Source organism: Hymenobacter sp. 102 (assembly GCF_049949205.1).
Taxonomy (GTDB): Bacteria; Bacteroidota; Bacteroidia; order Cytophagales; family Hymenobacteraceae; genus Hymenobacter.
Map to the genome: position 1 here is coordinate 4,832,138 of NZ_CP188172.1, position 21,551 is coordinate 4,853,688.

The window sequence follows — 21,551 nt, forward strand, 5'->3', positions numbered from 1 at the left end:
ACCATGGAACTACTAGAAGAACTATCCATCGAGCAGCTGTTCAGCCGCTACAACTACACCGTGCCACTCTATCAACGTAGCTATGCCTGGGACGAGGCGCAGGTAACACAACTGGTCCGGGACATTTGGGAAGTGACCGGCGCAACAACCACGTACTATATCGGCAACCTGATTGTGCACCACCGGCCTGCTGCCGGACAAGATGAACTGGCCGTTATTGATGGCCAGCAGCGACTCACCACGCTCAACATCCTATTAAGTGTGTTGCAGAATGAGTTCGGACTTTCCGTACCCGAAGCGCACGCCTCCCGACTGCGCTTCGACAGCCGGCCTAATTCATCAGCCACGCTTCACCGGCTGGCGGATCGCGACCCTAGCGTGCGAAGCACGGCAAAGGACCGACGCATGCAGCAGGCGTATCTGGATATGACCCGGGAGCTGAAACAGCTCCAGCAGAGACATGCGGGAAGCGACGCCAACCACAGTCCGGATCAATTCCATACCTGCTTGCTTAAGCGGGTGAAGATTCTGCAGGTACAGGTGCCCGCCGATACCGACCTCAATCATTACTTTGAAATTATGAACAGCCGGGGTGAGCAGCTCGAAAAACACGAGGTGCTTAAGGCCCAGCTACTTGGTCACCTGCAAGGGGAGTCCGCGAGCCTGCAGGCTGGTGCCCGGATCTGGGATGCCTGCTCCATCATGGACCAGCACATGGTTAAAGCCTTTGATTCGCAGCTACGGACACAACTGTTTACCAGCAGTTCCGGGGCTCTGGATCGCGTGCCGGACTCTTTTGACCACATCAGGGAGGTAGTAGTGGGCTCGGTGGCGGATAACACGCCGCAGACATCGGGGGCCAAGTTGCTCGACCTGCTCGACAGCCCGGAACAGGTAGGCGCCTCGAACAGTGAGGCAGAAACAAGCGAGCCGCGCCTGGGCTCGGTAGTGAGCTTTCCGAACTTTCTGCTGCTCACGCTCAAGGTCTATACTGCCCGTGACCTTGCACTGGATGACAACCAGTTGATTGATTCATTTGGAAAAGTACTCCAGAACACTCCTGACAAAGCTGCTTTCGTGAAGGGGTTTCTGCATTGCCTGTTGAAATGCCGACTGCTGCTGGATCGATACGTCATCAAGCGTGAGTATACTCACGATCAGTATAAGTGGCGCTTACGGAGCCTTAAGCCAGAATCATCCTCCGACAGCGAGCGTTTTGGCAACACCTTTGAGAGCGAGGCCGACACCCGGCAAGCAGTGATGTTGTTGGCCATGTTTCACGTTTCCTTCCCCCAAGCAACGTACAAGCACTGGCTGGCCGGAGTACTGCGCTTTTTGCACGCCACGGGGCCCGGGTTGGTCGCCAAAGACTATATCCGGTATTTGGAGCAACTCTCCGATGCCTTTTATTACGACCGGTTCGCGACGACTCCCCTTAGTTATCACACCATCATCTTTACAAACGAAGCGGTACCGGTCAACCACACCGTGAACGAAGATGTGCTGCACCAGGGTACGCACGTCCCGAACTTCATCTTTAACCGGCTGGACTACCTGATCTGGAAAACATCACGGGTTGAGTTGCGCAAGGATTACCAGATTCCTCGCATCGAGGAGTTTGAGTTCACGTTCCGTAGCTCAGTAGAGCATTTTTACCCGCAGAATCCCAAAGGCGAGATCAGCAATCCGCTAGATCAGAAAATCCTCAATTCATTCGGCAACCTGTGTTTGATCAGCGCCAGCAAAAACTCGGAGCTAAGCAACTATTCGCCAAAAGCCAAGGCGGAGCATTATAACAAGTCTTCCGCAATAGAAAGCCTGAAGCAACAACTCATGATGCAGCAGTGCAACACGTGGGATCTTACAGCTATTGAAGCGCACCAGCAGGAAATGATCGGTCTGCTCGCCACGCGCTCTACCTTGCCATGACATCTAATCATAACTAGCAATTTGGCTGTAAGCCAAGAGCAGGTAAAGGTTATGTAAGAACCCTGGACAGGCGTGCTCGATACCCGTATCCTGCATCCGGGCTACGCTGTTACCTTGAGGCGGCGTGCGCCCCTATTATCTACCCGTTAATTTCTTTTTCTGATGTCAAAATCCAAGCCTCCCGTAGCGCTGGCTCAGTGGTACAGCTTCCCGGCTGACCCACTTACTCGGGCGTTCATCACGCCGCATATCACCCGCTTGCGCTTGGTCGCGGAACCGGAAAATGTTACGATTATTACCCGCTGTACCAGTTATGTACAATCCGGTGGAGAGCACCGCTACTCATTTCCTGCGGCCGAACCCGTCTGCCACGCCATTGGGATGCAACGTGCCAATGGCAGCCACCTACTATTGCAGGAGGGAGCGATCCTGCAGTTTGCGGAAGGCGTACTCGCCCGCCTCGATGCCATCAATAACCCGTATTGGCGGCGGTTGACTACGCCCCTGATCAGTGCTGGCCCCAGTCCGGAAGCGAGAAGTATGTTGCTCAGCTACCTCCAGCTTACGTTTCTGGAGCCAGACCAGCTGGCCGACTACGAGCAGCAGGCCAACGTCCACGTGCTACATCCCGTCGATACGCTGTTTGATTAATCAGCCTTTCTATCTGTCATGCCGAAATTTCCGGAGCCTGTTCAAACCCTGTACGAAACCGCACTGCAGCACGAGCAGATGCAGAACTGGGGCGCGGCGGCGGCCTGCTACGAGCAGGCCGTGGTGCTGGTGACCGACTCCGCCGAGCTGTGGGCCCGCTACGGCCTGCTGCTGAACAGGAAAGGAGTCAGCAACACGGACGGGCACATCGACCTCTCGGCCGGCAGCCAGGCAACCCGCAGCCCAGCCACCACGGCCGACGAGCTGTACTGGCGTGGAATCGGGGCCATGCTGAGCGACGGCGACGGCGACGCCCGGCACGACCTGGCCGCCTCCCTGGCGCTCGACCCCAGCCGGGCTGACGCCTGGTATCGCTACGCCGAGGCCCTAGCTTTTCCGGCCGCCTATTACGGCTACAACGACTACGCTGTTTCCCGCGAGGGGCAGGCCCAGCGGCTGCAGGCCTACGACCAGGCCTTGGTGCTGGAACCGGCCAACGCGCGGTACCTAGCTGGCCGGGGTGAATTTCACTTGGCCCACGACCGACTCGACAAGGCCCTGGCCGATCTAGACGCTGCCCTGGCACTCGACCCGGCGCTGCTGTGGGCGGCAGGAAGCCGCGCCGTTATCCGTTTCCTGGCGCACGATTTTCGGGGAGCTCTGCAGGATCTAAAGGCCGGTACATCGTTGCGGGGTAACTGGCGGGCTACGCGGGTAGAGCAATATATTCTATTTCCCAACCCGGATCTGGAGCCACCAGCCGAGCGCTGGATTTCCGCGCTAGCGTTGTTCGAGCGGTCTGGCCTCAGGGAGCCGGACACTGCGGAGTACTTAGCTGAACGGGCAGACTATTATCTGGCTCACGGCCTGCCGGAAAAGGCCCTGGCGGATGCTTTGGTAATAGTAGCCCGACAATCCCTGCATGCCCCTTACCGGGAGCTGCTCGTGCGGTGCCTGCTGGCACAGGGGAAGCTAGATTTTAACGCCCTGCTGGCTGAGTACGAACGGCTGGCTGCCCGTTCGCTACCCCGGGTATCGACCAAACGAGACGGTCCGGTTGAAAAGGAGCTGTACCTGGCACAGTTCAAATGGAACCAGACCCGCTGGCGGCATCACGCGGCCTGGGCGGCCTACCGGCTGCGCCGGCCCGAGGCGGCACAAACGCACTTCGGGGAAGCCTGCGGGTTCTTCTTCACCGAGCAGCCCTATCAGGTGAAGCGGGATGCCTTCTTTCGGCTGTACTCGTCCGACGACCTGCAGGAGCAGGAGCAGAGCGCTTGGGTGCCTTTCCGAATGGTGGAGGTCACGGTAGACGAGCGGCCATATCCGCTGGGTGACGTGGCCAATCTTCTGCCGCCGCTGCCGGATCCGGAGTATCTGCGCTGGCAGTTCACGCAACAGTTGCAGCAGGAGCCGGCCGGCCTGGGCACGCAGCGGGCCGCCGCGCAGTGGCTAAGCCAGGCGGCCTGGCAGCTGGCTGGCCCGGCCCTGGGGGAGGCTTGCGAAGCCTGTCTGGAACTGCTGCTACCGGCCGGCTACCATTTTATCCAGCCCCAGGAAACTGCGGTGTTTGAGGCTGCCCGGGAGCTATGCCGGGCCGGGTTGGCACAGTGCCCGGCCTACGCGGCGGAGTTCGGGCTGTTGCGTCGTGCCCTGCTGCGGGCAGAGCTACGCGCTGCCCAGAACCAACAGGATGCTACCCCCGCCGCCATCCAAGCCGCTTTGGATGCCTACGACGCCGGCCTGGCTGCATTGGCGGCGGAGTAGCAAAACGAGTGTCTTTCCCTGTTCAATCTGATAACCCTATACCACGTGACTTGGATTCCCAACAAACTAACCGAGAGCCAACTCCCTTACATACCGCAAGTCACTGTCAACACCGTAGGGGAGTTGTACGATACGTTCATCAAACCGCAGTTGCCATCCGCCGACGTAGTGCGGCACTGGCATCGTTTGCTGCTAAATTACGTGACCCAACCTGACGCCATCTTGTTTGTGCGTCGCTACGCTTCCGCCGACAAGACGGAGTATCATCGGTTGCGCCGTGGGTTTCTCACGCTTGATCCGACCGGTTTTGGCTATGCCTACTGCGACAATTACTTACCGCAACTAATATTCGCACAGGTACTAGCCGGCAACAAGCCAACATTGGCTGAGTTGCAAGAAGCGGTTGCAAATAGGCGGTTTCCGGTTTCTGTCCGTCTAGCAAAACCGGAAAGGGCTCAATCGGCGTTCGGATGGACTACAGCGCCTCCTTTTGGGGAACGGGGCTGGAAGTTGTCCCATCTGCATCACGTCAATGCGCACTACTCGTTTGACTATCGCCGTACAGTGGATGAATTGTTTCCCCGGGGAGAGTACAACTGGTGGGGTAACCCGGACAAGGTTTATCGGCTAACCCAGGCTGTGAGTTCTGACCACCGCCAAAAGATGGTGGCACATTTCCTGCGCGCCGTGCATCCGGCAAACTACTTCCTGAGCCCGGCCAAAAAGTGGCAGGCATCGGGTGGGCAGGATGTTGGGGAAAACCTTCTGCTGCTGACCTACGTGCAACAGCGTTTTCAGGAAATATACGGGGATGTGCTGCTGGAACTGGAGCCATTGCTGTTGGCAACGGAGTTGCAGGGCGAATGGACAGCTCCCGAAACCCCGCTGGAGCTGGTGGTGCGGCGGCCGGTGAAAGGCAAGAAAACAGGGGTGATTAAGCCAGAAAACTCTGAAAGTGCAAAGACCCGGCGGACGGTGAGAATGAAACCATACCCCATCACATATTCTATCGGTGACGGGCCGGAAGTTGATGAACAGGCGTTTCTGCAGCAAGTTTTGGTGACTAAATATGCTACCATCACCCGCCACTTTCATGACGGGACAGCCAGTATCGAACTGCCCTGGAATGCACGTGACCTAACGCCCTCCTCAAACCTGACAAATAATCTGCGCGGCCGTTTCCGCACGGTGGCACAGAAGGCAAACATTGCTCGGCTCCACGTAGCAGTACGGGCAGTGGACTGAAATTGTCCTGCGGCCGTACTCTCCCCAATTTTCTCCGCGCAAACAGGCTGCTGCCTAGTGAGTCACTTCCCTCTTCTACCCATGAGCGACCCCATTAGCCCCGACCAAATTCAGCTGCCCGATACACCTGCCGAGAAGCGGGCGGCCCTGCAGCAGCTGCTGGTTCTCTTCCCCGACACACTACCGGATCATGAGATGGAGGAGTTGATACGACGGGCGGTGTCCGTGATTCAGCCCGGCTGCCGCTCGGCAGCGGAGCTCAACTCCCGGGCCACGGTGCTGAGTGAGGAATTCGGCTACGTCCTCACCCCAGCCCAACTGACCACGGCTCTGCTGAGCTTGCTGTTCGCCCGCGTGCCCGTTTCGGTTGAGGATGAGCAGCAACTCACTGCACTGCTGGTCAAGGAATCGGGAGGAGTGGTTGGCTATGATGCCGACCAGGTGCCCGGCGGCAGTGGCCCCTTCGGCATAGTGCCGACCAACCCCGTACCCGTGGCCGGCATCGTATCGTCAGCGTTGTACCTGCGCCGTCTGCGCCTGCCCGATGGCCGCCCGGTAGAGTGGCGGCGCACCGGCTCCCGCACTGCGGCAGGCATCGATAATCCCGTGGACTGCTACCGGGTCACGGACGCCAATAATCAGTTGGTAGCGGAAGTGTTCATTTCGCCTTACCATCAGCGGATCTCCGGCCGCGCGCCGGCAGGCCTCGTGCTCAGCCCGCTCCGGCCGGAAAGCTGGTTTGAGTAGTGAAGGCTGCTGCCGGAGCTGCTCAGCGGCGCAGCAGCGGCTCTAGCTCGTGCAGGCAGTAGTAGGTATACAGGGCCAGCGGCGTGGTTTCCTCCAGCAGCACGGGGTCGAAGTCGCCGCAACAGTCGTAACGCTCATCCACCAGGGCCCAGCCTGTGGCGTAGTCCACCTCCACGCAGCCGTTGGCACAGAGCCAGGCCAGCTGCAGCAGCTCGGCGGCGGCCTCCCGGCCGGCCTCATCCAGCACAACGTACTGACCCAGGTGCTCGTAGCAAGCAGCGCGCACCGCCGGGGAGAGCTCATCCTCGTCGTAGGGCACGTAGTCAGCGAAGTCCAGGTCGTCAACCATAAACAGTCCCCGGATGCCGGCCTGTTTCAGCACCGCATCCAGCGCCCGCTCGTGGTAGTCAGCCTCCTGCCATGCGTCCGGAGCAGCCGGCTGAACCGGTTGGACGGGGCTGTCGCTCTCTTTCTGTAGGCTTGCCAGCACCTGCTGGCAGCGGGCCTGCCACCGGAGCAGCTGCTCCGTATCGGGGGGCAGCAGCTCCGACTGCTGGTTGCGCCAGCTGAAACCGCCAGCCTCACCGGTACCGCACAGCACCAGCTGGTCAGCGTCCGCCTCAGGGTCTTCCCAGCTCCAGGTGCCGTTGGAGTGCAGCGCCAACTGGCGGGAGCGGACGGGCAGCAACAGGGATTCCCGGCCCGGACTGTTGAGTTCCCATAGGTCCGCCAGTGCCTGCTCAGCCCACCAGTCGGTGGGGTGGTAGGGAATGTCCTGGTGCAGCCGCAAGCCCGGAAAGTCGCGCTGCAGGTCGCGCGGGCCCCGCTGCGAGCCCTGGGAGGCGTAAGCCAGCTGCTGACCCATATCCAGCATTCGGTAGCCGGCAAAGCAGGCTGGTACGCACACCGGCAGCACTATACGGCCGTCGGGAGCCAGGATGCCGTAGCGACGCTCCTGGCGAAACCCGTAGAATCCGTGGCCTAAGGGCCAGACAGCGTCGTACTCGGGAGCCAGCAACTCCTGGCCGTTGCAGAGCAGGCCGAACCGGCCGTGTTGGGAAAACACAGTGAACTGAGCTGAAATCATCGGAGAAAGGAAAAAGGAGTGGAGAAGAAGGTAGAGCAAAAGCAGCGCGCCTGGCCAGGTTCCGCGGTGCTGTGGTGCTGTCCTAATATAGCCGGGGCCGGAGGGTTTTGTTACCACCTAGCAACGGGCATATACCAATATATTACCGGGCTCAGGAATTGTTACCCGTTCATGGTCTACTAAGGTAAGCCCGAGACCCCGGATTTGTTACCCAGGATGTGCTCTATGCTAAGGTAAGGTCACCAGGCCGTTATTGTTACCCTTCGCCCGACCTGGTCTTACCTGTTCTCCGCGTGAGTTGCTGATACAAAGGTTATTGCTGGCGTTATGCCTGCCATTGCCGATATTTGACCTTGATAGACTTTCTATTCCCGTATCGTTATGAGTTCCTATGTTAGACAGTGGATTCGGCAGCCTTCCGGGCAAATCGCGATCGAGTGGCTGTGTGGCGACTGCGGTGATTTTCGTCCGTTCAAGGTGCATGACGTGGACACGCGCGGTAGCTGGCTCAGCGTGGGTTGTATGACCTGCACGCACTGCGGTGCGCTCGATATGCTCTCCAAGGTTGGGCTGGCCAAGCCGCCTTCCGGATACGCGCTGTATAAAGTAGAGTGGCGGGCGACATGCTTTTGCCCGGCCACAGTCCTCGATGAGCCGGCGTATCTGCGGCGCACTGACGTGAAATTCCCACCCCGGGCCGTGCACGTAGTGGCCGCATCCCGAAGTCAGGCCCACCGGGAGGCTTGGGCTCACCGGCTCGACGATCTGAGCGGCTTCGAGTGCCTGATCGATGGGAAGCCATATTTGCCCGAAGCCTGAAACTGGCTCTTCCCCGGTATTCATCCTGCTGCCTGATGCTGCCCACCTTCCGCCCCCTCTTGCTCACTTTCCTGCTGGCCTTGTTGCCGCTGCTGCTGGGCTTTGCCGTTAACTCTGCCGCCCCGCACCCGCCCACGGCGGCCCGGGTAGCCGGCCGCTGCACTCGCTACTGCCACGACCACGCTTGCCCGCACGCCTTGCCAGCCAACAGCCCGGCCTACTTCCGGCTGCGCCCACTCTACGGGCTTACTATCCGGGTGCTGTCAGCCGGCGGGGGCGGCCCGATGTACGTGCTGGCCAACCTGCTCGTGTTCCTGGTGGGCATCCCGCTGCTGTTGCTGCACCTGACCTACGCCGTACTGCGCGACGCCCGCGCCATCCGCCGCCAGCAGCAAACTACGCGCTCATGATCGGTTCCATCTTTTCCCTGCTGCTGCGTCTGGGCCGGCTGGCCTACTGGTACTGCGTCGACTTCATGGTGAACCTGGCGGGTCTTACCGGCACGAGCTACCCCGAGGCCAATACCTGGATTCTACTGCTCCTGATTCCGGGGCTGCTGACTTTCCTGCTAGCCGTGCGACTCTGGCAGCGCCGCCGGCTAAGGCTGTGGAAGCCGGCCGCCGAATAGCCGAACAGTCGTGCGGCGAAAGGCTACCAAGGCCAATCCGGCAAACCGTGACCGTGATTTACTTTTTACTTTACTTCTGATAAGGTTTACTTATCGGAACTAAACAGTATCTTCGTTCATCTTCCCACAAAGTCCGGCCACTTGCCTGCCGTAGCTCCAAGTAGACGCCTATGAAATCCGTTGCGCTCACCGTTCCGTCCGCTCCCTTGTCGGCACTCTCCGAGCAGACGGCCCGTTACGTCGAAGCTGGGTTGCAGGGCGCCCCCAATACGGCCCGGGCCTACGCCTCCGATCTGCGCCATTTCGCCCACTGGTGCAACGCCAACCAAGTGGAGCCGCTGCCCGCAACCGTTAGCACGCTGGCCGGCTACGTGACGTATCTGGCCGACGCCGGAAAAAAGATGGCCACGATCCAGCGTCATCTGGCCGCCATCAAGAAAGCGCACGTGCTCCGGAACCTGGATGCGCCTACCGGGGAAAAGCAATTTAAAATACTGCTCGATGGCATTAGCCGCGTGCACGGCGTGCGGCAAAAGCAAGCGCCGGCCTTTTCACTGGTGCAGCTTAAGCGCCTAGTGCGCGAAATTGACGTTACGACCGCTAGCGGCCTGCGCGACCGCGCCATCCTGCTACTGGGCTTTACCGGGGCCTTCCGCCGCTCGGAGCTGACGGCACTGAATATTGAAAATCTTGAGTTCTCTGAGGAAGGGCTCGTTATTCGACTCGAGCGCAGCAAAACCAACCAGCTAGGCCAGCACGAGGAAAAGGCAGTCTTCTACTCCCCCGAAGCCAAGGTTTGCCCCATCCGCTCACTGCAAGCCTGGCTGCGAGTGCTTGAGCGTGAAACCGGCCCGCTTTTCGTTCGGCTACGGATGGGCCAGCGCTTGACGCAAGACCGGCTCTCGGACAAAACCATTAACGCGGTGGTGCAGCGCTACCTGGGTGACAAGTATTCTGCCCACTCTTTGCGCGCGTCTTTCGTTACAGTCGCTAAGCTAGCGGGCGCCGATGATTCGGAGATCATGAATCAAACCAAGCACAAGACGAGTGCGATGATTCGTCGCTACACTCGTATAGATGATGTTAGGCAGCACAATGCTGCGCAGAAGCTTGGTTTATAAACTATTCGTGAGCTCACAATTTATAGATAGATAATTATGAATAAAACAATCATTAGCATAGCTATACAAACCACTATAAAACTAATTTTCTTTATTATTTTGCTTACTTTGTTGGAATAGGTTTTCAATCGAGGACTTAACTCGTGGACTTTTTAGCATGATTGCTACTGTTTCCAAAAAGTCAATTTTATTCACCCCCTTGGCTTCGCGACCATCTATAACGCAATAAATATCAACTGGAAATCGACCTTCTGATTCACCTTCAACTACATTTAGAATCTTTCTTCTAAAATTTCCCAATTTAGGAGCAACAACATAGAGAGTATATATAGCCACAATTTTTACCGGATCACCCTCTTTATATGAGTCAATAGCATCTACATCCATTTTTAATTCCCCACCAGTTGCTTTTAGCAACTGATCTGATTGCGATATTAGTAGATTGTATGCAGACTCATCTGCTGACTTAGAGAAGTCAAAGTTTTTCCAAATGTTTTCCTGATTCATGTTCATTAGAATTTTAATTTTAAAATCACAGGCAGATGATCAGAGTAAACCTCTCTATCTGGTCGATTAAAAACTTTTGTGATATCCTCTCCACCTATATTTTTTATGATCTTCAAAAATGGATCATCAAGATACGATTTTAATCTAGGTCGCATTATTATTTGATCGTATATATTCCATTCATGTGAAATATGTCCAGGAGTCCGATAGTAGTATGTGCCATATTGTCTATTGATATCACCAAAGAAGCTCCACATTGGGTTATAGAAAAATTCATAGAAAGTCCCATCTATATCTCTCCCTTTCGGAGTTTTAATAGCATACTCCAAATCCGATAAAGCATTCAAACCATTTGCAGCAACTAATCCATTTTCAAATGGATTCATATTAAAATCGCCTATTAAAATAGTATTTTTACATTTAGTTTGTTCCTCAACAACAAGTATGTCTCTAGCGAAATTTACACATTCAAGGGCCAAACTAGCTTCAGACCAAGAGGTTTTTGAATGAAAATGAACAGCAAATAAGTTTAACTCGATAAGAGAATCTATAGTTAGCTTATGCGCGGTCCATCGAGTTGATTTATATAAATGACTTTTATCTTCAAATGAAGTATTTGAATATCTAGAAATAACGGTTAGTTTATCTTTAGAGCACTTAATTATTGAATAACTATCCCTTACTATCGTATTTAGCTTAGTTATAAATGAAAGATTGATATCATCTCTAGTTTCAGCAAGACAAATAATATCTAATTGACGTTCTATGGTAAGCATAACCATATAGTCACTAAGATCTTTTAAAAAGATCTTATTATTCTTTTTTTTAGGCTTAGATTCTATATTCCAAAAACCAATATTCATATTATCATAAATTAAATTACAAATAACGCAATGATGTTCACAAAACAAATTACTATATAAGAATCTGTGCTTGAAACCTTGAATATTAACTAAGCAGACAACTCATAACTTTCTCGAGAGAGAGTTATGAGTTGTACATGCATCAGTAAATATAACGACAATAGAATCATTTAAAAATTTATTCAACGTCAAGACTTAGTCCAAGCTGACGGGCAGACTCCTTTATCACCTTGTACTCAGGGCTGTTTTCGGTCAATGGATTTGATGCGGTGGAGCGGCCTTTGATTATAATCTCTATCTCCACGTTGTTCTTGGCCAACGGAAGAATAAAGCTGGTAAAAAGCTGATTGTAGTTCTCCAAAGGCACTTTCCCGGAAACAGTTACCGACCGATAGACCGAACTACCATTCGGCGACGGATTAGGGTCAGGCTGCTGTCCTGGTGTGGGAGGAACTCCGCCTGGCTGATATCCCGGATCAGGGGTTGGTCCTGACTGAAGAGTGGGCGTATCCGCCGGCTTTAACGATTTATCGACGAGCCAATAAGTTTGATCGGTCACGTCAAACATTGGAACTAACTCCCCTAAGTAGATCTTCGAAAATGTGATGCCATCCCCAGCGGCAATGGCAAGCTGTCCCTGCTGACAGTAACGCAGTAGACTGTCCTGCACTGCAGCTACCTTAGTAATCATAGGCTTGTCATCAAAGCGCAAAAAGGCTTCGTAGACCTCTCGGGTTCTTAAGGGCTGTTCGGGAGTCGGAAGCAAGTTGTGGCGGCCGAGTGTCTGATAGCCTACGCTGTCGAGAAGCCACTCTTCCTCCTTTAACAGAGCTGGCAAATTCTGGTTGAGCTGGTTATCTAGAGCAGAACTGAATTCTTTAAAGGACAAATGCTCCGCTCCGCCTTTGATTGAATATTTAACAACGACGGAGTATGCTTTGACTAGCGAGGATTCAATCTCACGAGCACAGTCATCAGAGCGACGTTTAAGCTCTTCTTTCTGCTCTTTTTCGAGTTGGCTACTATATTCTGAAATAGTATTTTGACATGCCAAGTAATCCCGCACATCAGCGCGGAGTTTGGTGGCACCCATGGTATTGCAAAGCAAGAACAGTAGAGTATTGCGGAATATTCGCTCACTGTTGCCTCGCTTGGTAGCCATGGCTTGAATGTGCTTCACGGTATCCTTATCAGGACTACCTCCAGTAGCAACTGAATAGTCTGGGTGGAGCACTATCAAAGTAGGACGCTGCTGTTCAGGCACATCGTCAAGGGGATTAGGTAGTAGGTTGAAAACCTGAACCAACCTCCTCTTCTCCTCTATGCGACGCAGAATATCAGCATTGACGGCCGGGTCTTTGATCTCATTCTTAGCCTGATTGATCAGGATGTTAATGTTGGGCTTGGTATGGAACCAGTAGCGCCTAGAACTACCACTTTGGGTGTAGTAAAGGTAATGGGCATGTTCTTCGAGCTCATCAAGAGCACTGTTAACCGTGTTTGGATTATAGGCAGCTGGTTTTAAGACATTGAGCTTAATTTCAGGAATGCTCAACCCCTTATTCGAATTGTCACGACCAAAGGAGTTTAGCAGCACTGTGGCGGCAATGCCTTGGGTGAGTTCCCACTGGCGGTATTCGGGGCGAGCCTGGTCAATTTTAAAGGCATTTGACGAGGAGCCAGCTACGTCGGCGGTAATGACTGCGTCGTAACCGCTGCCGTAGAGTTCCTTAATTTTACCAGTAATCGGATCAAGGTTTTGTAGCCGTGCGTCGGAGGTGTGGATGATTAAGTTTTGGCCAGGCAGTGACTGGTGGCGCTTCCACAAGTCGCTGAGAATGGCGGCCAGTAGGCGCAAAGCACCGCGGGTGCGCTGGAAGTTGTGGTGACTGGCCCAACGTAGGCGGAATACATCAATTAGTTCGGGGTGGAACGGGTAGGCCTTGTGCATGAGTGCACGGTACTCCGATGAGTTAGCGTGGCGGGGTAAGTCAGCGGCGGACTGCTGGTAGAGCGACTCGTATTGATCAAGGGCAGCTTGGTGTAGGGAGGTGCTACCTAGTTCATCAAACAGGCGTCTACGGATAACCTCAAAAATTTCTTCGTCGGCAACGGGTTGGGTATCGGAGCCAACGCGGCTGACCCGCTTCTGCAGAGACTCTAATATCTGCTGAGCTTGAGGCGTATTGCCAACTTCTTGGGGGCTAACGGGCAGGGTGATGACAGCAACGCAGTGGTTAGTACCAGCAACTGCTTCGGTTAATTCCTGTACGAAGCTGATAGTTTGGTCGGAGAGAGTACTCCCCCCCACTATACGGGCTGAAGCCTTAACGCAATAATCAGCCAACTCATCAATTAGAATTAGCGAGGGCCCTTTGCTCCGGTAAGCCAACGCTAGCACTTGCGTGAATAGGCCTGCCGGAGCAATAAGCTGTTCGTCATTGGGTCGAACAAGCTCATAGCCATCACGACCAGCCAGCTGATAAGCAAGTTCCCCCCAGATGGTTTGAAGATGGATGCCGTCTTCAGGGTTGCGGCCTCTGGCAGGGTCGTTGGTAGCGTTAGTAAAAACTGCAATACTAGCCTGTTGGAAGTTAGGAGTTCCAGTTGCGGCCACCAGTTCGGCAGTATCGGCGGAGGTAGCAGCTCTACTGCCTAGGCGGCAAAGGTGTAGCAGGGAAATCAGGGTATGCGTTTTACCGCCTCCAAAGCCGGTTTGAAGAGACATGACGCGGTTCTCGGCATCAGCGGCACCATTAAGGCCTTGTATTACACGTCGGGCGACAGATTTGAGCCCCTGAGTGAAGTAGGTTTTGGAGAAGAACAGGCCCGAGTTAGTATACATGGCCCGGCCGGTACCTAGTGCTACTTCAGTGAGGTTGGCCGCGAAGACACTCTCGTCCAGACGGCCTTCTCGGATATCAAGATGGGGCGTGACGACGTGAAACCAAGCCCGAGGTCCACTAGGAGCGGCGACAACGGGAGTAGCTACGGCAGCAGTAGCTGGTGTTAGGGTTTGGAGCTTCTGCAATTCTACCTCCAGCTCGCTCATGCCTAGCTGCTTGGCAATAGCCTTCATATGAATCCAAGCCTTGGATGCATCGTCTTCGTCAATAGGCTGGAAATGGGCAATCTTGTGGCGAACATCGGTGATTTCGCCGAGCCAAGTGGGCAGTTTATTGACAGTGCGCTGAAAATCGTTACGAAGTATTTCCTTTAGTTGAAGGGAAAACGACGGCAGGTACTGAAAATCAAGCAGGTTCTCAGGTAAGGTACCTGCGCGCTGTCCGTCATTCCAGGATTTGCGCTGCCCTTCGGATAAACCTCGAACAAAGTCACCTGGCCACGTCTCGCCGTAGTGCCGCTGGAGCACCGATACGGCATAAGGGCGGAAACCGTCGATGAACAGACCAAGGCTTTTATACAGGTTGTCCTGCTGAAATTGGGAGATGGGCATAACCTAAATTAGAGTGCGAGTTGACCTTGGACAGTGACGGGGCGCTGCTGCTGGAGTAGGATAGCTTCGCGCAGCACGCTTTCCTTGTCGGCGAGTAGGCCGAGAGCTTGAGTCTGGTCGTCTGAGCCAGCAGGCAATACCTCGACTAGTGCCGTGAGCACACGCCAGAAAGGCTGCTCGGCAGTGGAGGCCACGCGTAACACGTATTGGAGTAGCTGCTGACGGTTACCTGCCTTATAAAGCGCTAAGGCTCGATGGACTTCATCAATGAGAATGCTGTTTTTGGTTTCACCCAGATTGCGTGCAATAGCCATTCGCTCAGCGAAGCCAGCAAGGGTGAGCTTCTTGCCCTTCATGAGGAACAGATGTTTGGCTTCAAGCTCAGACACGTTTATGGTGAGGCCCACGCGGCTGAACTTGGCTGCGTCGTCAAAATCAGCTTCGCCAAAGCCGTAGAGCTGTAGCCAGGCTATGTAGAATTTGGTAAAATCATCACCATTAAAGCCTTTGAGCAAAGCAAGAAAGGCACTCTCACGTGCTAATTGCAGCAGTTCTGCAACCGATACTTCACTTCCGTCGGCTTTCTCCACGCGTTCATACTTGCCAAAAACACTAACAGCTTGACCGAAACATGCTGTCAACAAATCAGCTCCTCTGAAACCCATTCGGTACAGCTCTTCTACTTCATGCTGCACAGTGGTTTCAATTTCGCGCTTCACCTCTTTGAAATTACCATAGCCCGACCGAACAACTGGGCGACAGGAAACAGTCACTGAGGAGGACAAGAAAGCCTTATCTGTCTTTAAGGCACTTGTCATCTCCGTATCATTCGCCCAACTGCCAGTAATGTTCATGTTAGCCCCTAGGATGGAATTACAAAGGGTAGTCCATGCCTCAGTACTCTGATGGGCAAACATTATACTGACCACATCAGACGTTTGCTTTTCTATAGCGTCAAAAATCTGCTTTAGCTTTTCCGCAAAATGCAAATCAGCTGCCTTTGCGCTATTACCATGATGGTATTTCAAAGCAGTACATTCATCGACTTTAGGAGTCTGAGGGAAAGCAAAATTTAAGGGAAAGATATCCCCTAAAGTTCGTTTGAGCCAGACGTAGAAAAAGTCTGATAAGTCAGCATAAGCAATAACATCGTAGTAGGGAGGGTCTGTAACTACAGCTGTTAAGTACTTAGCAGGGAACTGGGAAGCGTCACCGCTTGAAGCGTTATTGCAAATGGTTGGGAATGGCGATTTGCTTTCACTCTCAATGTACCGAGTTATCCAATCCAGTTGGTTGAGGGCGCTTCCTGTACTGTCACAAAAAGGGTTAGACTCAGGGTAATCAAAAACCATAGCGAAGGCCTGTCTACCCATTGGCCTTTCTAACTTCTCGCCCCCTGTATGCCAAATGCCAAACGCTGTATTAACGATTGCAATTCTATCAATAAGAATCGCAAGGTATGTTGCCAAAGCCTTGCCATAATCATCCTCACCTGCTTTAACTTCTGATTTAATTTCATTTAACGATTTCAGAAGGTTCTCCAGCATGAACAACTGCCGCTTAGAGAATACTTGGCCGTACTCTAAGTAGCCCCAAGGGCATATGTCGAATTGCTTTGTATTGCCTTTGGCTAGCTTTTCAGTAATTACCAATGACGAGGTCGGAACACTACTTGCAGCCGTAATATCTGCTTTAGTAGGTAGACGGTAAGACTTACCATCTCCATTACTTTCGATAACAGCAAGCAATCGTTCCTTGATACTTCCGTTCAAGAACTGGTTTTTTAACTCCTTATTTGAAGTTGTATTGCCACAGCAAGGACATTTCAGGTTCTTTCTATTTAGAACCCAAGCTTCCACATTGCATTGACCTTGCTTTATTTCAAATGAAATATCAGTACCGTCGACAATAGGGTTTAGATAGATTTGTTTGCTGTTATTCTTGCCTACGATATTACATAAGTAAAAGCTTCTCAGAAGCGGTATCTCAGCACGACAAGATGGGTTAACGCAATCAGCTGTCCGCGCCCAATAATACACAACTGGCTTTTGGCCCTTATCATTGACAGGGTAATATAGCCCACACTTGTTTTCTGTGAGCTTTATTAGTTTTCTCGCATAGAAGCTAACATCAAAAGCAAGTCGGTTAGGCAACGCAACTATCTCCTTATGTTGACCAAGGAAGTTATTATCAGCTTCATACCTGCGCAACTCTTCAATTCCGTATTTTTCAACAAACTCTTCACGGCTAAATGAAATAGGTTTGCCAAAACGCTGGGGAAACTCTAGGCTACCGCGCTGAATAACATGGGCCACCGGATTGATATCATTACCAAAGGACCGGCACCCTAAACGGGCTGCTTCCAAAGGTATAGCACCTCCCCCAGCGAATGGATCAAATACGCGAGGCATTCTATCAAGGAAATCCTCGATTGCCTTGTTCAACACCGCTTCTTTACGCGTCACATCTTCGGCTTCCAAGTGCCTGTCAACTGTACTATACAGGGACTTTTCAGCATCTACAATAGCCTGATTAGCAGCATCAAATTCCTTTAAAAGCTCTTTTGCATTAAGTTCATTGGATGCGTTATTAGCAACCCATATCAATTTGCGGGCACGTGTAATAATTGCGTCATCATTTTTACTCTCCCAACGTATGAGACTGTTCGGATTTAAAAGTTTTTTAGGAACTGTACTGCGGCCTTTTTCCTGATTCTGAATAAAATCATCAGAGAACTTGCCTATAAACATAAGCAACCTGTTGCGAGCAGTATCCGGCAGTGAATCAGCCGCCGAGGTATAAGGAATATCATCGTAAGGCTTGTATGGATCGATTGAGATACCCGAAGCTGGGCTCAGCAATAACTCCACTGCTTCCCGAAAAGCAGCAGGGCAGTTAGGATCATCTGGATCAGGAACAAGCGACGCAAATACTGATGCGCGACAAACAGGGAGTGGTCTTCTGGCCCACCACAAATGCAAATTAGAAATGTGTCCATGCCTGATGTAGTTGTCGCGCACACTTTCGGCGGACACCTCCTTAATGGGCATAGCTACCTCAATGAGCTTTTTATAGGCTGAAGCGGTGTTGGTCATATTATTCGTACCTCGGAGACTTCTTTCGAGAAGCCAGCAGCCGTTTTAGGCAAACAAGGTTTTAGGAGCTGAAAGTGTAGATTAAGCGAAAGTGGAGAGCCCGTTAGACCGGCGTTGAAGCTGGCATTGCCTGCAGATGCGTCTGCCAGACTTTCATGGGCAAGAAGTACTGGATGCCCTTGAACTTCTGCTCAAAGTTCAGGGTATTGGCGGGATTTTGAATGCGGAACAGCTCCGGCGAGCTTTTGCAGTTCACCACGATGTACAACCAGGCCGAATCACCCAGCTGGGCCAGCCGGTTCCGCTCATTTTCGGTGAGCATCACGCTGCCATCCGGACCGCTGCGGCCTTTAACTTCCAGGTAGCGCTTAAGCCCGTGGGGACCTACGCTGCGGATGTCATAGCCTTCGTTGTTGGCCGAAACATCGTGGGGCGTCCAGCCCTGGCTTTCCTCGTAGGCCATCACCGTCGCCATTGCAATGGCTTCGGCTTCGTCGTCTCGGCTCATGCCGTAGTGGCCGGTGTATTCCACTTGCGACAACGGAACAACCCAGGCGCAGCCCAGTACCTTTGGTGGCTTCGGAGCCAACTGCTGCATCTGGTGCAGCTCTCGGAGGCGCTTCTGCTTGCGCTCGGACAGCTCTCGGATGCGCTGTTGCTTGGCATCGAGCTTGTCCTGTCCCCGCGTGTCGCCGAAGAGCATCTTCTGCTGCAGCTCCTGAATTTGCCCCGTCAAGTCGAGGATTACCTGGGTAAATGCCGTTTCGAGGTATTCCCGGCGCTTATCGGCATCGGCCTGGACGCGCTCCTGCGTTTCCTGCAGCTGGGGCATTGTAATTTGCTCAAAGCTCCATTGCACGACCGAGTCCTCGCTGATGGAGGCCGGCGGCGCGATGGTTTTAGCAAACTGCGTCGGGGGGTGCAGGTCCAGGAACTTAGCCGGGGAGGTAATCTGAAAATCGCCGCCAGGCTTCTGGTGCACGAGTAGCAGCCGCTCGTCGGCAATACTGTCGCCCGCCGGTGCGGCCGGTTATCGGTCAGCTGCGACTTGACAAAAAAGGCGAGGTACTCTTCACTGTCCTCGGGGGATATGAGCACCGTGCCCTTCAGCATGTCGCCGCGGTATTCGTTACGCACCACACTGACCAGGCTGTCAAAAATGGGGTTACCGGGGTTGATATAGTGAATCTTGCCCAGGATTTTGCCCACGTCGCCCAGGTTCTGGTAATCCAAAAACACCTGCTTGTCGAAGCAAAACTGCAGCTGCTGCACCGTGCTTACTACCAGATTATACTCCTGCTTCAGGCACAGCGCCAGCGACTCCGGAATGGTGACCACCCGGAAAATATGCGGCCGAATCTCCTGATAACTGCCTCCCAGTTGCTGCAGGGCCCGCTCGAAGAACAAGCGCACGTAGATGGGCTGCAGGCGCTTCTCGTCGGACTCCTCCTTTAGCTGGCGGGCCCGGGTGTAGTTGACGGTGCTGTGCGCGAGCCGGTCGCGCTGCTCCTGAATCTTCTCCTTAAAGCGCGTTTTGAGTGTATCCGTGTCCTGGGCCAGCAGATCATCCAGTGCCGTATGCTTGCCGTGCAGCACCGAGTCAATGATGGCGTCAAGGTTCACGTTCTCCAGCACGTCCTGAATCACGTCGTACACCCGGTCATCGCCCATGCTCTCACGAATCGTGTCGAGCTTGGTGAGCAAACGCTCCAGCACCTGACCCTCGCGGGTGTTGCCGGCCACCATGTTAAAGACCAGCACGTCCTGCTTCTGGCCGTAGCGGTGGATGCGGCCCATGCGCTGCTCCAGCCGGTTCGGATTCCACGGAATGTCCCAGTTGATGAGCAAACGGCAGAACTGCAGGTTGATGCCTTCGCCGGCGGCATCGGTACACATCAGAATCTGGGTCTCCGGCTTGGCGAAGTCCCACTGGGCCTGGCGCCGCTCGTCGACGGATTTGCCCCCGTGGATGGTGGCCACCTGGTAGCCGTTGTTTTTCAGTCGCCCCTCTAGGTAGTTGAGCGTATCCTTGTGTTCAGTGAAGATGACGAGCTTCTCGCCACCGATTACATTCTGGCTCTTAAGTAGTTCTTTCAGCTTCTGGAACTTGCGCTCCTCCTGGTTGCTTTCGTAGAGATCATTGGCCAAGTTGTAGAGTCGCTTCACTTCCTTGGCCTCGTCCTGCAGTTCCTGCAGGCTCTTGGCCGTAGTGAATAGCTTGAATTTGCGCGGATCAGCCAGAATGGTTTCCAACGCTTCCCGCTCGTCGTCCTCCAGCTCGTCGTAGTCCGTGATGTCGTCCACGTCGATGCCTTCCAGCTTGTGGCGCTGCTGCCAGAGCGTAGGATTCTTGGCTATATCGTCCACGACGCCTTGTAGGGCGTTCATGCGGTGCGACAGCGTCCGCCGGATGGCGTAAATCGAGCTGACCAGACGGCGCTGCATCACGGTTAAGGCCAATGACACATGGATGTTGCGGGCTTGGGCCGCGTCTTCCTTGTGGCGGGTCAAGTAAGCTGTTACTTCATCGTAGAGGTGCTTCTCTTCCGGCGTGAGGTCATACGCAACAGTCCGAGTGAAGCGATCCTTGAACAAGGCATGCCCATTCCAGTCCTTCATGTCCTCCTTGAGGCGACGAATGAAGAACTTATTCAGCCCGCCTTTCTCATACTCCTTAACCCGAGAAGATGCCGTCTCTTCGGTGGCAAAAATATCCTCGTCCAGCAGCTGCAGCAGCTTTTTGAACGTATCCTTGCGGCCCCGGTGGGGCGTTGCCGTGAGCAGCAGCAGGTGCTCGGTTTGCTCGGCAAGCTTGGCCGCCGCTTCGTAGCGCTTGGAGCGGTACACCCGGGTAGCGTACTCGTAAGCCGAGAGCTTGTGGGCTTCGTCAATGACAACCATGTCCCAGTGGGTGTTACCCACCACATTAAGCACGTCCTCGCGGGAGATGAAGTCAATGGACGCCACAACGCGCTGGGCAGTGCTGAAGATATTTGGGTCGGCTGTGAACAGGCTGCGGTTGACCAGGGTGAAGGGGATGTTGAACTTCACCGCCATCTCGTCCTCCTGCCACTGCTTGGTCAACCCGCCGGGGGTAATAATCAGAATACGCTCAACCAATCCGCGGGACATCAACTCCTTAAGCAGCAGGCCAGTCATGATGGTTTTGCCCGCCCCGTGTCGTCAGCCAGCAGGAAGCGAATCTTAGGCATGGGCAGCAGAAACTTGTAGACCGCCTCCACTTGGTGAGGCAAGGGGTCCACAATGCTGCAGTTCACCGCGAAAAGCGGATCAAAAAGGTGGGCGGAGTGAATCCGTTCGGCTTCCGCGAAGAGTGCAAACCGCACGGGGTCGCCACCAAAATCAAACGAGCCTTCGTCCGCGATTACTTCCAGCGCTTCAAACTCAGCCTGGGTAATTACGCGCGTATTCGCTAGTTGGCTGTTGACACCGGTGTACGACAAGGAGACCATACCACCCATGGGCAACACCTTGTTGATAATAACCGATTCACTGTGAATAAGATTGGCAACAATCTGCCCTTGCTGGATAGCCATAGGTAAGGAAAAAGGCTCCTAATATAGCTTAAAAAAAGCCTTATAGGTGCAGTTTACAGGATGGTTTGACATTTCGAG

The 21,551-nt window shown here is 53.7% G+C and carries 17 protein-coding genes; 9 read left to right on the forward strand and 8 right to left on the reverse strand.

The features are described 5' to 3' along the window. The first annotated feature begins 3 nt into the window (after window positions 1–3). The 5 genes from ACN19L_RS20935 (at window position 4) to ACN19L_RS20955 (ending at window position 6,339) form a co-directional block, all read left to right on the forward strand. On the forward strand, window positions 4–1,929 hold the full coding sequence (locus ACN19L_RS20935; RefSeq protein WP_426491236.1) for a DUF262 domain-containing protein: 1,926 nt from the start codon (window positions 4–6) through the stop codon (window positions 1,927–1,929). A gap of 381 nt (window positions 1,930–2,310) precedes the next feature. Beyond that, a complete protein-coding gene (locus tag ACN19L_RS20940) occupies window positions 2,311–2,580 on the forward strand; it encodes a hypothetical protein (RefSeq protein ID WP_426491237.1) in 270 nt (89 codons plus the stop codon). Between the two features lie 18 nt (window positions 2,581–2,598). Then, complete coding sequence (locus tag ACN19L_RS20945; RefSeq protein ID WP_426491355.1) at window positions 2,599–4,347, forward strand: hypothetical protein; 1,749 nt, start codon at window positions 2,599–2,601, stop codon at window positions 4,345–4,347. Window positions 4,348–4,392: 45 nt separating this feature from the next. Then, window positions 4,393–5,592: a hypothetical protein gene (locus ACN19L_RS20950; protein ID WP_426491356.1), complete on the forward strand. Its 1,200-nt coding sequence runs from the start codon at window positions 4,393–4,395 to the stop codon at window positions 5,590–5,592. An 81-nt stretch (window positions 5,593–5,673) separates the two neighbouring features. Beyond that, entirely contained in the window at window positions 5,674–6,339 is a 666-nt protein-coding gene (locus tag ACN19L_RS20955; RefSeq protein WP_426491240.1) for a hypothetical protein, read from the forward strand. A gap of 22 nt (window positions 6,340–6,361) precedes the next feature. Here the strand turns inward: ACN19L_RS20955 and ACN19L_RS20960 are convergent, their stop codons facing one another. Beyond that, window positions 6,362–7,426 (reverse strand): hypothetical protein, encoded by a 1,065-nt coding sequence (locus ACN19L_RS20960; RefSeq protein ID WP_426491357.1) that lies wholly within the window; start codon window positions 7,424–7,426, stop codon window positions 6,362–6,364. A gap of 552 nt (window positions 7,427–7,978) precedes the next feature. On the opposite strand from ACN19L_RS20960, the gene ACN19L_RS20965 reads away from it, so the two are divergent. The 4 genes from ACN19L_RS20965 (at window position 7,979) to ACN19L_RS20980 (ending at window position 9,994) form a co-directional block, all read left to right on the forward strand. Then, the gene (locus ACN19L_RS20965; protein WP_426491242.1) at window positions 7,979–8,245 is read left to right on the forward strand and encodes a hypothetical protein; all 267 of its coding nucleotides are present in this window, start codon (window positions 7,979–7,981) and stop codon (window positions 8,243–8,245) included. A gap of 35 nt (window positions 8,246–8,280) precedes the next feature. After that, window positions 8,281–8,655 (forward strand): hypothetical protein, encoded by a 375-nt coding sequence (locus ACN19L_RS20970; RefSeq protein WP_426491243.1) that lies wholly within the window; start codon window positions 8,281–8,283, stop codon window positions 8,653–8,655. Continuing rightward, window positions 8,652–8,873: a hypothetical protein gene (locus ACN19L_RS20975; RefSeq protein ID WP_426491244.1), complete on the forward strand. Its 222-nt coding sequence runs from the start codon at window positions 8,652–8,654 to the stop codon at window positions 8,871–8,873. Before ACN19L_RS20970 ends, ACN19L_RS20975 begins: the two co-directional genes overlap by 4 nt. Before the next feature lie 206 nt (window positions 8,874–9,079). Beyond that, window positions 9,080–9,994, forward strand: coding sequence for a site-specific integrase (locus ACN19L_RS20980; protein WP_426491245.1), 915 nt, complete (start codon window positions 9,080–9,082; stop codon window positions 9,992–9,994). An 81-nt stretch (window positions 9,995–10,075) separates the two neighbouring features. Here ACN19L_RS20980 and ACN19L_RS20985 read toward each other — a convergent pair whose 3' ends face one another. The 7 genes from ACN19L_RS20985 to ACN19L_RS21015 form a co-directional block, all read right to left on the reverse strand. Further along, window positions 10,076–10,501, reverse strand: a complete 426-nt coding sequence (locus ACN19L_RS20985) for a hypothetical protein (protein ID WP_426491246.1) — start codon at window positions 10,499–10,501, stop codon at window positions 10,076–10,078. Between the two features lie 5 nt (window positions 10,502–10,506). Further along, complete coding sequence (locus ACN19L_RS20990; protein WP_426491247.1) at window positions 10,507–11,364, reverse strand: endonuclease/exonuclease/phosphatase family protein; 858 nt, start codon at window positions 11,362–11,364, stop codon at window positions 10,507–10,509. Window positions 11,365–11,542: 178 nt separating this feature from the next. Continuing rightward, a complete protein-coding gene (locus ACN19L_RS20995) occupies window positions 11,543–14,821 on the reverse strand; it encodes a DUF499 domain-containing protein (RefSeq protein WP_426491248.1) in 3,279 nt (1,092 codons plus the stop codon). Window positions 14,822–14,829: 8 nt separating this feature from the next. Further along, the gene (locus ACN19L_RS21000; protein WP_426491249.1) at window positions 14,830–17,916 is read right to left on the reverse strand and encodes a DUF1156 domain-containing protein; all 3,087 of its coding nucleotides are present in this window, start codon (window positions 17,914–17,916) and stop codon (window positions 14,830–14,832) included. A 103-nt stretch (window positions 17,917–18,019) separates the two neighbouring features. Next, window positions 18,020–18,748, reverse strand: a complete 729-nt coding sequence (locus ACN19L_RS21005; protein WP_426491358.1) for a protein NO VEIN domain-containing protein — start codon at window positions 18,746–18,748, stop codon at window positions 18,020–18,022. After that, window positions 18,661–21,075: a helicase-related protein gene (locus ACN19L_RS21010; protein WP_426491359.1), complete on the reverse strand. Its 2,415-nt coding sequence runs from the start codon at window positions 21,073–21,075 to the stop codon at window positions 18,661–18,663. Before ACN19L_RS21010 ends, ACN19L_RS21005 begins: the two co-directional genes overlap by 88 nt. Beyond that, window positions 21,072–21,473, reverse strand: coding sequence for a hypothetical protein (locus ACN19L_RS21015; protein ID WP_426491360.1), 402 nt, complete (start codon window positions 21,471–21,473; stop codon window positions 21,072–21,074). Before ACN19L_RS21015 ends, ACN19L_RS21010 begins: the two co-directional genes overlap by 4 nt. Between the last annotated feature and the right edge of the window lie 78 nt (window positions 21,474–21,551).

What these genes read in the sequence shown, in the direction of transcription:
- ACN19L_RS20945 (WP_426491355.1), top strand. Translation starts at nt 2,599, where the DNA reads ATGCCGAAATTTCCGGAGCCTGTTCAAACCCTGTACGAAACCGCACTG.
- ACN19L_RS21000 (WP_426491249.1), bottom strand. Translation starts at nt 17,916, where the DNA reads ATGACCAACACCGCTTCAGCCTATAAAAAGCTCATTGAGGTAGCTATG.
- ACN19L_RS21010 (WP_426491359.1), bottom strand. Translation starts at nt 21,075, where the DNA reads ATGACTGGCCTGCTGCTTAAGGAGTTGATGTCCCGCGGATTGGTTGAG.
- ACN19L_RS20965 (WP_426491242.1), top strand. Translation starts at nt 7,979, where the DNA reads ATGCTCTCCAAGGTTGGGCTGGCCAAGCCGCCTTCCGGATACGCGCTG.
- ACN19L_RS20960 (WP_426491357.1), bottom strand. Translation starts at nt 7,426, where the DNA reads ATGATTTCAGCTCAGTTCACTGTGTTTTCCCAACACGGCCGGTTCGGC.
- ACN19L_RS20940 (WP_426491237.1), top strand. Translation starts at nt 2,311, where the DNA reads ATGCAACGTGCCAATGGCAGCCACCTACTATTGCAGGAGGGAGCGATC.
- ACN19L_RS20935 (WP_426491236.1), top strand. Translation starts at nt 4, where the DNA reads ATGGAACTACTAGAAGAACTATCCATCGAGCAGCTGTTCAGCCGCTAC.
- ACN19L_RS20970 (WP_426491243.1), top strand. Translation starts at nt 8,281, where the DNA reads ATGCTGCCCACCTTCCGCCCCCTCTTGCTCACTTTCCTGCTGGCCTTG.
- ACN19L_RS20990 (WP_426491247.1), bottom strand. Translation starts at nt 11,364, where the DNA reads ATGAATATTGGTTTTTGGAATATAGAATCTAAGCCTAAAAAAAAGAAT.
- ACN19L_RS20975 (WP_426491244.1), top strand. Translation starts at nt 8,652, where the DNA reads ATGATCGGTTCCATCTTTTCCCTGCTGCTGCGTCTGGGCCGGCTGGCC.
- ACN19L_RS20995 (WP_426491248.1), bottom strand. Translation starts at nt 14,821, where the DNA reads ATGCCCATCTCCCAATTTCAGCAGGACAACCTGTATAAAAGCCTTGGT.
- ACN19L_RS20955 (WP_426491240.1), top strand. Translation starts at nt 5,674, where the DNA reads ATGAGCGACCCCATTAGCCCCGACCAAATTCAGCTGCCCGATACACCT.
- ACN19L_RS20985 (WP_426491246.1), bottom strand. Translation starts at nt 10,501, where the DNA reads ATGAATCAGGAAAACATTTGGAAAAACTTTGACTTCTCTAAGTCAGCA.
- ACN19L_RS21005 (WP_426491358.1), bottom strand. Translation starts at nt 18,748, where the DNA reads ATGCCCCAGCTGCAGGAAACGCAGGAGCGCGTCCAGGCCGATGCCGAT.
- ACN19L_RS21015 (WP_426491360.1), bottom strand. Translation starts at nt 21,473, where the DNA reads ATGGCTATCCAGCAAGGGCAGATTGTTGCCAATCTTATTCACAGTGAA.